This window comes from Gordonia sp. J1A, assembly GCF_055393515.1.
The window spans coordinates 2,301,743-2,317,555 of sequence record NZ_AP041607.1 but is presented as its reverse complement, the minus strand read 5'-3'; the positions used below and the strand labels follow the sequence as shown (position 1 = coordinate 2,317,555).

12 protein-coding genes are annotated in these 15,813 nt (G+C 67.8%); 7 read left to right on the top strand and 5 right to left on the bottom strand.

What is annotated here, in order from left to right; genetic code table 11:
• Positions 1-56 precede the first annotated feature (56 nt).
• Both ACZ5QD_RS10805 and ACZ5QD_RS10800 read left to right on the top strand, forming a co-directional pair.
• Positions 57-674, top strand: a complete 618-nt coding sequence (locus ACZ5QD_RS10805) for a TetR/AcrR family transcriptional regulator (protein ID WP_006895701.1) — start codon at positions 57-59, stop codon at positions 672-674.
• Between the two features lie 47 nt (positions 675-721).
• Positions 722-2,962 carry a CocE/NonD family hydrolase gene (locus tag ACZ5QD_RS10800; protein ID WP_464366734.1) on the top strand — a complete coding sequence of 747 codons (2,241 nt, stop codon included), beginning with the start codon at positions 722-724 and terminating at the stop codon, positions 2,960-2,962.
• Positions 2,963-3,039: 77 nt separating this feature from the next.
• On the opposite strand, the gene phoU is transcribed toward ACZ5QD_RS10800, so the two are convergent.
• From phoU to ACZ5QD_RS10775, 5 genes are all read right to left on the bottom strand, one after another.
• Positions 3,040-3,702 (bottom strand): phosphate signaling complex protein PhoU, encoded by a 663-nt coding sequence (gene phoU / locus ACZ5QD_RS10795; RefSeq protein WP_006895699.1) that lies wholly within the window; start codon positions 3,700-3,702, stop codon positions 3,040-3,042.
• A 99-nt stretch (positions 3,703-3,801) separates the two neighbouring features.
• On the bottom strand, positions 3,802-6,027 hold the full coding sequence (locus ACZ5QD_RS10790; RefSeq protein WP_464366733.1) for an LCP family protein: 2,226 nt from the start codon (positions 6,025-6,027) through the stop codon (positions 3,802-3,804).
• A gap of 134 nt (positions 6,028-6,161) precedes the next feature.
• Positions 6,162-7,295, bottom strand: coding sequence for a tRNA dihydrouridine synthase DusB (gene dusB / locus ACZ5QD_RS10785; protein ID WP_464367265.1), 1,134 nt, complete (start codon positions 7,293-7,295; stop codon positions 6,162-6,164).
• Positions 7,296-7,390: 95 nt separating this feature from the next.
• The gene (locus ACZ5QD_RS10780; RefSeq protein WP_006895696.1) at positions 7,391-8,383 is read right to left on the bottom strand and encodes an acyl-ACP desaturase; all 993 of its coding nucleotides are present in this window, start codon (positions 8,381-8,383) and stop codon (positions 7,391-7,393) included.
• Between the two features lie 263 nt (positions 8,384-8,646).
• Positions 8,647-9,159 carry a nuclear transport factor 2 family protein gene (locus tag ACZ5QD_RS10775; protein WP_062365939.1) on the bottom strand — a complete coding sequence of 171 codons (513 nt, stop codon included), beginning with the start codon at positions 9,157-9,159 and terminating at the stop codon, positions 8,647-8,649.
• 129 nt (positions 9,160-9,288) lie between these two features.
• On the opposite strand from ACZ5QD_RS10775, the gene ACZ5QD_RS10770 reads away from it, so the two are divergent.
• From ACZ5QD_RS10770 to ACZ5QD_RS10750, 5 genes are all read left to right on the top strand, one after another.
• Positions 9,289-11,073 carry a serine/threonine-protein kinase gene (locus tag ACZ5QD_RS10770; protein WP_278124859.1) on the top strand — a complete coding sequence of 595 codons (1,785 nt, stop codon included), beginning with the start codon at positions 9,289-9,291 and terminating at the stop codon, positions 11,071-11,073.
• The gene (locus ACZ5QD_RS10765; protein WP_464366732.1) at positions 11,073-11,882 is read left to right on the top strand and encodes a hypothetical protein; all 810 of its coding nucleotides are present in this window, start codon (positions 11,073-11,075) and stop codon (positions 11,880-11,882) included. Before ACZ5QD_RS10770 ends, ACZ5QD_RS10765 begins: the two co-directional genes overlap by 1 nt.
• Before the next feature lie 222 nt (positions 11,883-12,104).
• Entirely contained in the window at positions 12,105-13,565 is a 1,461-nt protein-coding gene (locus ACZ5QD_RS10760) for a WS/DGAT/MGAT family O-acyltransferase (RefSeq protein WP_433821064.1), read from the top strand.
• A gap of 24 nt (positions 13,566-13,589) precedes the next feature.
• On the top strand, positions 13,590-14,267 hold the full coding sequence (locus ACZ5QD_RS10755; protein ID WP_006895691.1) for a nitroreductase family protein: 678 nt from the start codon (positions 13,590-13,592) through the stop codon (positions 14,265-14,267).
• 436 nt (positions 14,268-14,703) lie between these two features.
• Complete coding sequence (locus tag ACZ5QD_RS10750; RefSeq protein WP_062365931.1) at positions 14,704-15,471, top strand: alpha/beta fold hydrolase; 768 nt, start codon at positions 14,704-14,706, stop codon at positions 15,469-15,471.
• Positions 15,472-15,813: the final 342 nt, after the last annotated feature.

Sequence of the window (15,813 nt, the reverse complement as noted above, 5' to 3'; positions counted from 1 at the left end):
CGGTGACTACGGTCACCACAGAACAGTTTCGATCAATTGATCAACTTCGAGGGCAGATGGCGCGACTGACGGTGGAACAGCGGCGCGAAGCAGCGATCGACGCCGCGATGCGGGTGATCGCCCGCGACGGCGTCGAAGCCGCCACTACGCGTCGGATCGCTCTGGAGGCCCAGGTCGGACAGTCGAGCCTGTTCTACGCCTTCGCATCCCGCGACGATCTGCTCGCCGCGGTCGTCGAGACCGGGATCGCGCAAGAGCTGGCCGGCATGGGCGAATGGCTCCGCGAGGCGTCGGCGATGTTCACCACCTCCCAGATGAACATCGCGGATGTCGCGCGGGCCGCATTCGACTCCTTCATGCACGACCTCATCGAGAATCGGGACCGCGAATACGCGTTGGTGGAGCTGGCGCTCTACGCCCGACGAACCGAAGGTCTGGAGCACCTCGCCGAGAGTCTTTACCGCGGCTACAACGAGCTCGTCTCCGGACTGCTCGTGGTCGCGGCCGAGACCACCGGTGTCACGTGGACGCTCCCGGCCGAGGAATTGGCCACGATCGTCGTGGCCATGACCGACGGCATGACTCTCAGCTATCTGTCCACCGGCGACCGTGAAGCGGTCCGACGGATCGCGGACGGCGGTGTGCAGCTGCTGCTGGGTTACGTCGCGCAGTGACCCGTGCGCTGCGGGAGCGCCGGGAGAAGAACAGAATCGGGGATCAGATGTTCTCAGGAAGACGCGCGTTGCGCCGGACCGCGGCCGCGGTCGCCGCGGCGACCGTGCTACTCGCCGCGGTCGGGACGGCGGGCGAATCCGCCGCGGCACAGCCAGTCCACGTCGGCGGCGGGGTGTCGCAGGCGTATCTGACCGACGCGCGGCCGGGTACCGCGCTGACACTCGTCGACGACGCGGGCAATCGTGCGGGCTCGGGCGTCGCCGATTCGCTCGGATCGTTGATCGTGCGCGACCTGCAGCCGGGGCGCTACCGCTTCGTCGGGGCCGGGATCAAGAGCGCGCCGGTCGAGGTGACCGGCAAGGACTCTCCGCCGCCCGCGCCGTCGCTGTACGGGCAGACCCTTCACGAAGGGCTCAACTACATCACGATGCGCGACGGCGTCTCGCTCGCCGCCACGGTTCGGCTGCCGTACGGCAAGAAGCTCTCGGACGGGCCCTTTCCGACCGTGATCGAGTACTCCGGCTACCAGAACGCCGCACCGGACGACCTGGTGGTCGGCGCGGTCGGGGAGAAGGTCGGCCTGAAGGACCCGCAGGCCCCCGACACCTCCGTGATCGTCGGCTCGACGCTGGCGACGCAGATGCTCGGCTTCGCCTCGGTGAGCCTTCAGATGCGGGGAAGCGGTTGCAGTGGAGGAGACTTCGGCCTCTTCGACGATGTCGCGGCGTTCGACGCGTACGACGCGATCGAGACCGTGGGACGCCAGCGATGGGTGTCGGGGCATCGCGTCGGCATGGTCGGCATCTCGTTCTCCGGCATCTCGCAGATGTTCGCCGCGGGTACGCGACCACCCCATCTGGCCGCGATCGCGCCGATGAGCACCACCGATGACCTGTACTCCACCGGTCTGCCGGGCGGCATCTACAACAAGGGTTTCGCGAACTCCTGGCTCCGCGAACGGGTGCAGCAGGCGCAACCCGGGCCGGCAGGCGGACAACCGTGGGTGCGGGCGCGCATCGAGGGCGGCGACAAGACCTGTGCGAACAATCAGAAGCTCCGCCGTCAGACGCAGAACGTGTTCAAGCTGATCCGCGACAACCCGACGCGTGCGGCGAAGGTGTACCAGGAACGCTCCATCCCGGACTGGGCCGACCGCATCGACGTCCCGGTGTTCCTGGTCGGTGCCGCACAGGACGAGCAGACCGGACCCAACTGGGTCAATCTGATCAAGCATCTCGATCACAACCCGAACGTCTGGGTCAACATCATCAACGGGCATCACTTCGATTCGCTCGGACCGCAGATCCTCTCGCGCTGGGCGGAGTTCCTGCAACTGTTCGTCGCGAACCAGGTGCCGCACACGCCGCCCAACATGCAACCGCTGGGCACCGTCGTGTTCCCGGCGGCCACCAATGCACCCGGCCAGCAGATCCCGCCGGTGCGCTTCAGCGATTCGCGCACCGTCGCCGCTGCGAAAGCTCGTTTCAAGGCGCAGACGCCGCGACTGTGGGCACTCTTCGACAACGGCGGTGGCGCAGCCGGTCCCGGCGGGCTCTCGTCGGCGTGGCAGCGATCGCTGTCCGCGTGGCCCACGAGCACCGAGCGGATGTTCCTGAACGACAAGGGCCGGCTCGGTTCCCGGCCCGCCGGCGGAACCGTGTCGTTCGCGCCCAATCCGCTCAACCGGCCGCTGAACACGCTCAAGAACGCCTCCACCGACACGGCGGCGGCATGGGGCATCCACCCGGACTACGACTGGCGGCCCGCACCGGGCCGCAGCGGGCTGGGCTTCATCAGCGCTCCGCTTTCCCGTGACAAGGTGGTTCTCGGGAACGGTTCGGTGACCCTCCGGCTGAAGAGCACGGCGAAGGTCACCGATCTGCAGGTCACGGTCTCTGAGGTGAACGGCAGGGGACAGGAGACATCGGTCGGGACCGGTGTGCTGCGCTCGAGCTTCCGCGGCGACGGCACCGCCCCCGATTTCACCACTCAGACGCCGCTGGCCGACGGATTCAACCAGATCACGATCCCGATCAACCCGTTGATGCACGGGTTCCGAAAGGGCTCACGGATCCGGGTCACGGTCTCCGCACCCGGCGGCGACCTTCCCTCATGGCAGTTCAGCACGCCTGCCACCGGCGGCAAGGTGATCGACACCGTCGACCTGAGCAAGTCGTACGTCACGATCCCGGTGATCGCGGGCGAGGTGCCCGGCGCCGGACCGGATTGCGGCTTCCTGCGCGGTTCGGCCTGCCGCGCCTACAAGCCGGCCTTCAACGGCGGCTGATCGCGCGGAGTGCATTCGTGCGCGAAGGCGCCCTCCGGCTCCGCTGATGCGGATCGCCGGAGGGCGCTTTCGTCGGGTCAGCTCGCCTCGAGCAGTTGTTCGGGAGTCTTCCCGGTGGCTTGGAAGACGACGCGGCGGGCGATGAGGACCGCGTGGTCGGCGAACCGCTCGTAATAGCGGCCCAGGAGAGTGACGTCGACCGCTGCGGCGACACCATGCGACCACTCGCGGTCCATCATGACGGTGAACAGATGGCGGTGCAGATCGTCCATCGCGTCGTCGTCGTCCATCAGGGTCAGCGCGTCGTGGTAGTCCTGGTTCTCGAGCACGCGGCGTGCGTTCTGCGCGAGCTCGACGGCGAGCCGGCCCATCTCCTCGAAGTACCCCGCGACCTCGTCCGGCAGGACCTTGGCGGGGTGGCGGCGGCGCGCGACCTTCGCCACGTGCAACGCCAGCGCCCCCATCCGGTCGATCTCGGACACCAGCTGGAAGCCGCTCACCACCGAGCGCAGATCACCCGCGACCGGCGCCTGGAGCGCCAGCAGCTGAAACGCCTGATCCTCTGCCTCGGCCGACTTCTCGGCGACCGAGTCGTGGTTGGAGATCACTTCTTCGGCCAGTTCGAGATCGCCCTCGAGCAGTGCCTGGGTGGCCTGAGCCATCGCCGCACCCACCTCGTCGACCATGTCGCCGAGAGCCTTGTTCAGTGCAGCCATCTGCTCCTGATAAGCGTCACGCATGCAACCCAGCTTACGTAAACCGGCCGGCCTCGCCCTTCACCGACGGTGAAGTCGGCGTGAACACTCGGCGCGCAGGTTGTCGCAGCGGTGGCCGACGGGCTACGCGCAGGTCGTGTCGCCTGCGTTGGTGACCGAGAGGTCGTTGGGCAGGTCGCTGTTATCGGTGTTGGCCGGCAGTTCGCCGACGGAGAGCACCGAACCGGCGGTCGGGACCGAACCGATGGTCTGCGTGCCGCCGAAGTCGGACCCGACGATCACCTCGACGCCGGCCTTCACCGTGCTGTCCTCCTGGATCTGCGCTCCGGGGAACATCTTCGCGATCGTCGCCGCGGAGTCCTTCTCGCCCGGACCGTAGCGGACGACCGTGTCGGTCCGCTTCTCCGAGGAGTCGGCGATGCCGGACACGTCGATGCCCTGACGGACCAGTTCCTCCATCACGGACCCCGCGACGCCCGACTCGTCGGTGCCGTTGAGCACGCGCACGCTCATGTTGGACGCGTGCTGAGCGGTGAGTTCGGTCCTCGGCGCCGGGGGCTTCGGGGAAGCGGAGGGCTTCTTGGTGCTCGACGGCTTGGCCTTCTTCTCGCCGGGCAGCGGCTTGTCGTCGATGATCGCGTTGAAGATCGCGTCGATGTCGTCCATCCGCGGGATCTCGTTGTTCTGTCCGTCGGTGGACGTGCCCGAGGTCGGAATGGTCAGGAACGTGACACGCCCGGCTTCCATGCCCTGCATCGACTCGGCGAGCTGGATCAGCGAGTCGGTGTCGACGTTGTCGACGTAGCTGTTGGCGATGAACGAGCGCGCCACCTTGTTGAGCTTCGACGGGTTCGACAAGACGTCGCCCGACAGCGACGACCGCAGCAGCGACGACATGAACAGCTGCTGCCGCTTGATGCGACCGTAATCGCCGTTGCCCTCCGCGGAGATGTGCCGAGCGCGGACGTAGTTGAGGGCCTGGCGGCCGGTGAGCTTCTTGGTGCCGGCCTTCTTGAGGATGGTCCCCAGCTCGTAGTCGTAGAGCGGGACGGTCGAGCACACCTGGACTCCGCCGACCGTGCGGACCACGTCCTCGAACCCGGAGAAGTCCATCGCGATGAAGTGATTGATGTTCAGCCCGCTGATCTGCGTGAGCGTCTTCACCAGGCAGTTGGGGCCGCCGTCGGCGTAGACGCCGTTCAGCTTCACCGAACTCGCGGCCTCGAGCGTCCCGGAGTACTTCTGCGTCGAGTTGTCCCAGTTCTGGCATTCGGGACGGTCGACGGCGAGGTCGCGAGGCCACGACACCGCGACCACCCGGCTGCGGTCGGCGGGGATGTTGACCAGCAGGACGGTATCGGAGCGGGCGCCCTCGACGACGTCGGCGTCGCCCGCGCCGAGCTTGGAGTTCTTTCCCGCGCGGGTGTCGGTGCCGACGATCAGGTATGTCTCGTCGCCGGTCTGATCGCCCGGTTTGCGGACGTTGGAGTTCTCCGGGTCCAGGGCGTTGACGATGTTCCAGCCGCCGTTGATGCTGCGCATCATGTTCCATGCGTAGCCGGTGCCGACCAGCGACAGCACGCAGGCGAGGCCGAGCAGGATGCGCCCGGTGTTGGTGGCGATTCGCGTCGTGCGTTCCTTGCCGGTGGGCTTCGTCCGGCGACCGCCGCGCACGCGGGACAGCGCCGCGGTCAGATCGGGAGTCGGCTCCAGCGGGCGCTTGCGAGTCGGTTCGCCGTTGCCGGGATCGGTCGACGCGCCGCTCGCGGCGGCACCCGCGGCGGCCGCCGGGCTGCGAGGAGGCGCTGGCGCCGGAGTGGCAGCCGGAGGCGGGGGGACGGACGGGCGTTGCGCTCGGGACTCCTGAGACAAGCGCGCGGCCGTAGTGGTGTCTGAGAGGTCGACCGCCGACGAATCGGCGACCGGCGGGATCATCGCCGTGACCTCGGAGGCCGTCGGGTCGTCAGTGCTCGGCCGGGACGGCTGTGCGGGCGGGGCCGGCGGCTGTGGACCCGGCTGCGGCGTCGGGCGAGGGCTCGGCTGCGTGCGGCGCGGGGGCTGCGCCTGTGCGGCTTGTGCCGGCCCGGAGGCGGTCTCGTCCACCCCCATCTGCTCCATCAACTGGCGGACGGTCAGCCGGCCCCGCGGACGGACGTATCCCTCGCGGGACGACGGCTCCCGCAGACCCTCGGCGCGCTGACCGGCCGCACCGGGCTGTGACGGAGCGGCGTCGCCGAACCGTTCGCGGAAGTCGTAGGCACCGGATGTCCGGCCCGCCCGACGGGGTCGCCGGGGCTGTGCCGACTCGTCGTCATCGGGCTCGGGAGAGCCTGGGCGGTCAGAACTCACAGTGCTTCTTTCGTATGCGGCAGTGGTCTCGCAGTGGTCGCCGGGCAGGCCCGGAGTGCACACGCCACGCGTGCTCGGCACATCTTAATGCCGAGACCTGAGAACTCTCTGCGGTGCGCCCCGTCGGCGAGGGCTCAGCCGCCCGAGTGCATGATCTCGGCACCGTCGGGGACGATGTCCTCTTCGGGGTCGTCGAGCCATCCTTCGGGCAGCGCCACCGACGCGGGCGAACCCTGGCGGCCCCGCGGGCCATGACCGTCAGCGGGAAAGGGGACGTCGGAGGGCAGCTCGGCGACGAGTTCGCGCAGGTCGTCGAGGGTTTTCACCAGAGAGAGCGAGGAGCGCAGGTCGGAGCCGGCAGGGAAGCCGCGCAGATACCAGGCGACGTGCTTGCGAATCTCCCGCATGCCCTTGTCCTCGCCGTGGTGCGAGGCGAGCAGTTCGCCGTGCCGGATCATGATTTCGCCCACTTCCCCGAGGTCGGGCGGAGTGGGCGCATTCACACCGGCCAACCGTGCCGACAGCTCGGCGAACAGCCACGGGCGGCCGAGACAGCCGCGGCCGATGACCACGCCGTCGCAGCCTGTCTGCTCCATCATGCGGACGGCGTCCTCGGCCTCGAAGATGTCGCCGTTGCCGAGCACGGGCACGGTGGTGACATGCTCCTTCAGGCGCGCGATCTCGTCCCACGCCGCCGTGCCCGAGTAGCGCTGCGATGCGGTGCGGGCATGCAGCGCCACGGCTTGGGCGCCTTCCTCGGCGGCGATCCGTCCGGCGTCGAGATGCGTGTGGTGCTCATCGTCGATGCCGATGCGGAACTTGACGGTGACCGGGATGTCGGTGCCCTCGGTGGCGCGCACGGCGGCGGCCACGATGTTGCGGAACAACCGTCGCTTGTAGGGGATCGCCGACCCGCCGCCCTTGCGGGTGACCTTCGGGACCGGGCAGCCGAAGTTCATGTCGATGTGGTCGGCGAGATCCTCGTCGACGATCATCTTGGCCGCGCGGTAGGTGTATTCCGGATCGACCGTGTAGAGCTGCATCGATCGCGGTGACTCGCTCGGATCGAAGGTCGTCATGTGCATCGTGACCGGATGCCGCTCCACGAGCGCCCGCGCCGTGACCATCTCGCAGACGTAGAGGCCGGAGACGGTTCCGGTCCGTGCGAGTTCGAGCTCACGGCAGAGCACGCGGAAGGCCACGTTGGTGACGCCGGCCATCGGTGCCAGCACCACCGGGCTGTTCAACTCGATCGACCCGATCCGCAGCGGGGTGCGATCAGTGGACGGACGCTGGAGAGACGACGGCGCACCGGCGCCCTCGGAGGTCTCCGAAGGCGCCGGTGCAGTCAGTGCGGTGGTACTCAGGATGCTTGCTTCTCCCGCTTGGCCGCCTCGCGAGCGAGCGCGCGGTCGCGCATCTCCTCGAAGCGGGTCGCGTCCTTGTCGAGCTGGTCGAGGAAGGCCGCGAGCTCGTCGCGGGTCTTCTCGCCGGCGGGGCTGAAGTCGTTTCGCTCGAAGACGTTCCATTTCCGGAGAACCGGCTGGACGACCTCTTCGAGGTGCTGGCGCAGATCGTAGATGCCGTGCTTGGCCATCAGCACGCCGTGGCGCCGGAAGTTCGGCATACCCGCTCCGGGCATCTGGAAGTTGGTGACGATGTCGGTGACCGCGCGCAATGTCTGGTCGGGCGCCAGATCCATGCCGGCCCCGCAGATGTTGCGGTAGAAGATCATGTGCAGATTCTCGTCGGCGGCGATGCGCTGCAGCATCCGGTCGGCGATCGGATCGTTGCACGCCTTACCGGTGTTGCGGTGGCTCACGCGGGTCGCGAGTTCCTGGAAGGTGACGTACGCGACCGAGTGCAGCAGCCCGATCTCCTCGCCGTTCGCCTTCATCTCGTCGGCGCGGTCCGCAGCCGCGAGCATCGGATCGTAGCCGTTGGTCATGTGGATCATGCGCGCCTCTTCGAGGGCCACCGGGTCGACGCCGCGGGTCACGACCAGGTAGTCGCGCATCACGATGCCGTGACGGTCCTCCTCGGCGGTCCAGCGACCGACCCAATGGCCCCAGGCGGAGTCCATCGAGAAGTTCTCGGCGATCACGCGGTGGTACGAGGGCAGGTTGTCCTCGGTCAGCAGGTTGGTGATCATCGCGGCCTTGGCGACCTCGTCGAGCTGCGAGTCCTCGGGCTCGTAGTCCCTGCCGCCCAGAGCCGCGTAGTTCTTGCCCTCGTCCCACGGCACGTAGTCGTGCGGGTTCCAGTCGCGTGCCGTCTTGAGGTGGCGATTGACGTTGGCCTCTGCCGTCGGCTCCAACTCCTTGAGGAGTTCGAGTTGTGTGAGTTGACGTGCCATCGGTGTTCCTCTGGTCGGGTTCAGGTCGTGTCGGGTCGCGGCCGAGCACCGCCGCGACGTGCCCGACATGCATATTCGGACTCCAGGCTACGTCACATGGACGCATGCCCCAAGTCTCCGCGCGCCCTGTGGGGGCGCTGAGAAACCGCAGCCCTCGGTGCGTAGATCGTCTGCCCGGGGCAGATCCGTTAACGTGCGGCCCGGTGGGTTACGTCACCGTAGGTTACCGCGAGGTCGGTAGTGAGGAGCGGTCGAAACGCCGGTCACCGCCGACCGAACATCGGGCCGGTCTTCTCCAGCCACCGGCGTCCGGCGTCGTCGAGCGTGCCCAGTTCGGCGGCGCGGTCACACCACGCCAGAGCCATCTGAGCGAACTCCATCGGGTTGTAGACGTCCTCCTCGCAGCTCCACAGCCCGTCGCCCGCGTAGGTGAGGATGGTGATGTTGGTGGCCGTGAACACCGAACCGTCGCCCGGATCGATCATCGGGTTGTCGATCTCGCAGATCACTCGGCCGGTCGCCGGATCGGCGACGTGCCAGAGCGACGGGTACTCGGCCATGTGGCTTCCGGGGAACGAGTGCATCGTCTTGTTCACCCAGGTGCGGATCGCCTCGCGGCCGTCGAATCGGCCGTAGGCGTGCTCGATGTACGTCGCGTCGACGGTGAACTGATCGGCCCATCGATCCCAGTCCTTACTGATCGCCACATCGGCGACGGTCTGCTGGAACTGAGCGAACGCGGTGTCGAGCTCGTCTGCGGAGAAGGATGCGGTCATGTCGGCCGATGGTAGGGGCGGGCCGCGGCGGACGGCCGTCATTCGGCGGGGATAGGCGCACATCTGATCTCCACGCCGCGCAGGTAGCATTCGGCGCGAACGGCAGTCACCTGGTGAAACGGCGGAGGAATGTTCGGAATCGGCGACGACATCGCGGGCTACCGCGTCCAAGCGGTGCTCGGCGCCGGAGGGATGGGCGAGGTCTATGAGGCGGCCCACCCGCGCCTGCCGCGCAGCGATGCGATCAAGGTGCTCCGGTCGGCACACGGCTCCGATCCGGTGGTGCGCCGGCGGTTCGAACGCGAGGCCGATCTGATGGCGCCGTTGACGCACCCGAACCTCGTGCGCGTCTACGACAGGGGCGGATTCGGCGACGTCCTGTGGATCGCGATGGAACTCGTGCCGGGCACCGATGCGTCGAAGATATCGAAGGCGTCGCCCGCCGGGATGGATCCGCGGCTGGTCGTCAACATCGTCAACGGCGTGGCCGCCGGCCTCGACGTCGCCCATCGTCACGGTGTACTTCACCGTGATGTGAAGCCCGCGAACATCCTGATCACCCCCGGCGGAGATCCGGTGAACCCGGAGGCGGTCAAAGTGACCGACTTCGGCATCGCTCAGGCGCTCGGCGAAGCGGGAGCGGGACTCACCAGCACCGGAACCACGGTCGGCACCATGCGGTACTGCTCGCCGGAACAGATCGACGGCCGCCGGGTGGACGCCCGCAGCGACATCTACTCGCTCGCGGCCACCACGTTCGAACTGCTGACCGGCAGCGCACCGTACGACTCGACCAGTCTGCAGGGACTGATGACGGCACATCTGTTCGCCGAACCGCCGCGGGCGTCCGAGCGGACGCGCTCGCTGCCGCCGGCCGTCGATGACGTGTTGCGAGCGGGCCTCGCGAAGGATCCCGCCGCCCGGCCACCGACGGCGACGGCTTTCGCCCGCGCGTTGTGCTCGGCGTTCACCGGAGGACCGGTGAATGTGACGCCCAGCGGTCCGATGTTCGCGAACACTCCCGGTGCACCCGTCCCCGGACCGCACCGGGCGGGTGGCCCGTCCGGCCCGGCACCGGTGCCCACGGGGAGCCCGGACCGCTCGCACGGGGATCACTGGTACCGGCGGACTCCCGCGCTCGCGACCGTCGCGGTCGTTGCGGCACTGGCCCTGGGAGTGGGTGGAGCGTTCGCGTGGAACAGTGCGTCGGGCCTGTCGACACCGTCGTCACCGGAGGCGAAGATGACCGCCGAGGGCGTCGACCTGTCGTGGCCGGCGGTGAGCGGGGCCGAGCAGTACCTGATCAAACAGGACGACGTCGTCATCGACGTCACCGACGACAATTCCTATGTGGTCCGGTCTCCGGTCCCCGGCGAGCACTCCTACTCGGTGGCGGCCCGCTCGACGTCGTCGGGCGGTTCGGCGTTCTCCGACCGGGCCGAGCTGACGGTCACCCAGACGTGGGGCGAGTTCCTCGACATGGCGAAGCTCTATCCGGAACTCGTACCGGCCACCCCGGTGAATTCGAACGGCTTCGAATCGCTCTGGTGCCGCGGACTGGGGCCGTACCCGGTGGACGACGACCAGAAGACGTCCCGGCTGATCGTGTGCGACAAGATCGACGGCGCCGATCGGCAGTACTCGGTGCAGATCGCCGCGTACGCGAACAGTGATGATGCGGGGACGGCCGCCGTAGGCCAGTTGCCGATCACGGCTCCGACCGACTTCGGCTTCAAGACCGCCCAGGGCACCAAGGGGCGGCTCTCGACGGGCGTGCAGAGCTCCGAGGCGAGAGCGGTATTCGTCTATTCCAGTTCGGACGATCCGCGCGCGCGTACCTACGTCGAGGTGGCCGTGCCGGACTCCAAGGACCCGAAGCAAGCGCGGGCGATCATGGAAAGGCTGCCGTTCTGATGAACGAACCGAGCGCACCCGGACGTGCCCGGACACCCGCCAGGCCCGTGCTGATCATCGCCGCGGTCGCCGTGCTGGTGCTGCTGGCATCGTTGTTCGCCGTGCGGGCGATGCTGGGCGGTTCGGCCCCGGACGCACCGGGCGGACTCAGTCTGTCGGCGGACGGCGGCGAGGTGAAAGCGGTCTGGAACGGCGTCTCCGGTGCGGACGAGTATCTGCTGATCCGGGACGACGAGGTGGTCGTCTACTCCGGGCCCGACACCACCGCGGTCGATCGGACCGCGGGCACCGGCGACCATCGCTACCGCCTGCGCGCCGCGGATTCGGGCCGGTGGTCGGCCGACGGTGCCGAGAGCAAGGTGACGGTGGTGTCCGGCTGGGGTGAGCTCGGCCCGCTGGCCGCACAGTTCCCCCGGCTGCTTCCGCAGACACCCGAGGCGACGGGATGGCAGAACCTCACCTGCCGCTCGATGGTCCGGGCGATGCCCGCCGAGCGCGGCCCGTCGAACACCGGATCGGGGCGAGCGCTGGTGAAGAGCCGCATGCACTGCTTCAACTCGGAAATGGTGATCCAGCCGGCGTGGATGACGTCGAAGGACGCCACCGACCAGGTGTTCACAGACATCTCGAAGAACGCCTCGCCGGAGTCGATCGGCTGGCGCCACGGTACCGGCTACGTGGTCGAATCCGAGCATGCGGCGTACCTGCGTCTGGCCGACCGCGACGACGTCGTGTTCACCGTTCTCCTCGACCGGGGCGGCAGGAGGGAACTGCTCGACGTCGCCAACCGACTGCCGATCGACGAGTAGCAGTCCGGCTGCGGTCGGTGATCGGGCACCGGGCACGCCCCGCCCGGTCGGCGCCTGCCTTCGTGCACGCACTGTCGGTCCACGGCGCTACTGTGAATAAGCACCTGTGAGAACCCGTTTCAGGCGCTCGGGAACAGTGGAATACAGGACAGTGGCATACAGAACAGTGGCAGACACGGACTGTGGCAGACACGGACTGTCATACAAGGATTGGGGGCCGTCGTGCAGAGGTTGAGCGGTCTGGACGCGTCGTTCCTCTACTTGGAGACGCCGTCTCAGGTGATGAACGTCGCCGCCATCGTGGAGGTGGATCCCTCGACCATCCCGGGCGGATACACGTTCAATTCGTTGCGGCTGGAGATGGAGCGCCGGGTCCGCGGTCTCCCGATGCTGCGCCGCCGGCTCGCCGACTCGCTGACCAATGTGGACCACCCGGTGTGGGTGGAGGACGAAGACTTCGACATCGAGCGGCACGTCCACCGGATAGCGGTGCCCGCACCCGGAGGCATCGAGGAGATGGCGGCCCTCTGCGGGCACCTCGTGGCCCAGGTGATGGATCGGAAGAAGCCGCTGTGGGACCTGTGGGTTCTGGAGGGATTGTCCGAAGGGGCGATCGCGCTGGTGCTGCGCATGCACCACGCCTGCGTGGACGGTGCCACCGTCGCCGAGATCCTCGGCGAACTCGCGACGTCCACTCCCGAACCACCCGCGCTGGACGCTGCTCGGGTGAAGGAGAGCGCCGGAGGCGCCTCGCGACCCGGCATGGCTTTCGGCGGTGCGGTCAACTTCTTCGTGCAGCGTCCGATCGCAGCGATGAAGCTGATCCCGAAGACGCTCCCGGTGCCGTTCGAATGGTTCAAACGAGTACAGTCCGGCGACGGCATGCCCGCACCCTTCCTCGCTCCGCGGACCCGGTTCAACGGGCCGTTGACTCCGCGCCGGAACCTGGCCTTCGCGCGGTTGCCGCTCGGTGACGTCAAGCGTGTCAAAGACCACTTCGGTGTCAAGGTGAACGATGTGGTGCTGGCGATGGCGGGCGGCGCGCTCCGCGAGTACCTCCAGACGCGCGGCGAACTCCCCGAGGAGCCGTTGGTCGGGCTCGTCCCGGTCTCGGTGCGCGGGGTCACCGCGGACGATCTCATCGAGACCGGCACCAACAAGGTCACCGGTATGTTCACCCGTCTCCCGACGTCGGTGGCCGATCCGGTGGAGCGCATTCGGCTGGCGGGCAAGTACGCCAGGCAGGCGAAGGGGCATCACCAGGGCATCGATGCGAATCTGCTGCGCGCATACGCGGAGTTCGCGCCGGGCAACACCCTCGGCGCTCTGATGCGCCTCTACTCCGACCGCCGTCTCTCCGGCCTGCACCCGCCGATCTTCAACGCGGTCATCTCCAACGTCGCGGGGCCGGACTATCCGATGTACCTGCTCGGCGCGAGAGTGAAGGCGGTGTACCCGATGGGGCCGATCTTCCACGGCCTCGGGCTCAACATCACGGTGATGTCGGTGGACGGCGAGCTGAATGTCGGGCTGCTGTCGTGCCCGGATCTCTCACCGGATCTGTGGGACCTGGTCCGCGGATTCGGGACGCAGCTCGAGGAACTGGTGGCCGCGGTCGAGGCCGATGCGAACGGCGATTCGTCCGACGACGGCCCGTCGGATACCGGCCGACAGAGCGAGTAGAACGAATCCTCACGGGAGACGGCAATGGAATTCGACGACGTGGTCAAGACGACGTTCGCAGCGCGCAGTTTCACCGACGATCCGGTTCCGGACGAGCGGCTGTCGGAGATCCTCGACATCGCGAGGTTCGCGCCGAGCGGCGGCAACCGACAGGGTGTGCGCGTGATCGTGGTCCGGGATCCGGGTACGAAAGCTCAGTTGGCCGAGTTGAGCAAGCCCGCGGCTCGGCGGTACCTGGCTCAGCGCTTCGCGGGAGAGAACCCGTGGAACCCGGTGCACCCGAGTGCCGTCACCGCGACCGATCTCGCTGAGACGCCCGGAGTCGACGAGTTCGTCGCGCCGATCGCGGCTGCGCCGGTGGTCTTGGTGGTGGCCGTCGACCTGGCGGTGGTGGCGGCCACCGATTCCGAACTCGACCGGGTGGGCGTGGTCTCCGGAGCGTCGGTGTATCCGCTCGTGTGGAACATCCTCACCACCGCCCGGTCGCGGGGATACGGCGGGACGATCACGACGATGGTCAGCGCGCAGGAGCCCGCGGTGCGCGAACTGCTTGGCATCCCCGAGACCTTCGCCGTGGCCGCCGCCGTACCGATCGGCCGGCCGGTGAAGCAGCTCACCCGGCTCCGGCGACGGCCGGTGAGCGATTTCGTCACCCTGGAGCGCTTCGACGGAACGGCTCTGGCCGGCCCGGCGGATCGGTGACCCCGCGACTCCCGCTCTGACTCGCGACTCCGCACGGCAGCCGATCGCACCGGGGAACGTGCGACGAGGGGCGCGCGGACATGCCGCGCGCCCCTCGTCGTCAGCTGGAACTAGTCGCTGCTGCCGCCGCCGAGCAGGCTGGAGAGGCTGCCCAGGTCGCTGGAGCCGCCGCTGCTGCCGCTGTCGCCGCCGCCGAGCAGACTGAGGATGAGGTTGATGATCTCCATGCGAATGTCCTTCCGAGACAAGTGAATTGGGAGGGTGAGGACGATTGCGTCAATCGCCGACGGGTATGACACTACGTACTCTCACAGCAGTTAGTGAACTGCATCACGGAATGTTTCACGCGATCGGGCGACATATGGCGGCACGGAATCGACGTTTCGCGTGTCGGGCGTCCCGAATCTGGCTTCTGTCTGGGGCCTATCCTGGTGCGATGCGCGTGATTCACAGTGCCGACCCGGCGGAACCCGACCTCGCGGTCGACGTCTCGGGGTGTCCGACCGCCGGTGGGCCGCCGGTGGTCCTGGTACACGGAATGGGTGGCGACCACACCACGTGGCATTCAACGGTTCGCACGCTACGTGCCACCTGTCGTGCCACCGTGGCCGTGGACCTGCGCGGTCATGGGCGCAGCGGGCGCGCCGCGGACTATCGCCTCGACGACTTCGCGGCCGATCTCGGACGCGTGGTCGATGAACTGCGCCTGGTCCGGTTCGACCTCGTCGGGCATTCCCTGGGCGCGCACACCGCACTGCGCTATGCGATGGACCGGCCCGACCGCGTCCGTCGCCTCGTACTGGAGGAGATACCGCCGATGCCTCGCGATGAGGCGGATCTCGCCGAACAGATCGCACCGACCGCGACTCTGGGCGAGCGGATCCGCGGTGTCGGCGCGCTGCTCGCACGTCCGGGCCCGTTTCTTCGCTTCGACCGTTCGCTGCCCGACACCGTGCTGCGGCAGTTCGACGTCCCCGAACCCGAATGGTGGGCTCGGCTCAACACTGTGCCGGCGTCGGCATTGGTGATCTCCGGAGGCGCCCGCAGCTTTCTGCCGGGCCGGCATCTGCAGTCTCTCGCCGATGCGTTGCCGCGTGGCCGAATGGTCACGATCGATGCTGGGCACAGTGTTCACCGCGACCGCGGTCCGGAGTTCCTGTCCGCGCTGGTGGCGCATCTCGATGAGCCGGACGGGCAGGACTGACGCAGTCGGCGCGATCGAGCGATCCGAGTGTCAGCCGCGCAGGGCGGAGGCGAGGATTCCTGGAACCAGGGAGTGATCGAGCGTGTCGAGATCGGCATGAGTGTTGTTGTCGGACAAGTAGTTTCGACTCGCTGCGCTCGCTCAACCGGCCTGCGGGGAGACCCAGGGTAATCGAGCGTGTCGAGATCGGCATGAGTGTTGTTGTCGGACAAGTAGTTTCGACTCGCTGCGTTCGCTCAACCGGCCTGCGGGGAGACCTCGGGTAATCGAGCGTGTCGAGATCTGCATGAGTGTTGTCGTCGGACAAGTAGTTTCGACTCGCTGCGCTCGTTCAACCGGCCT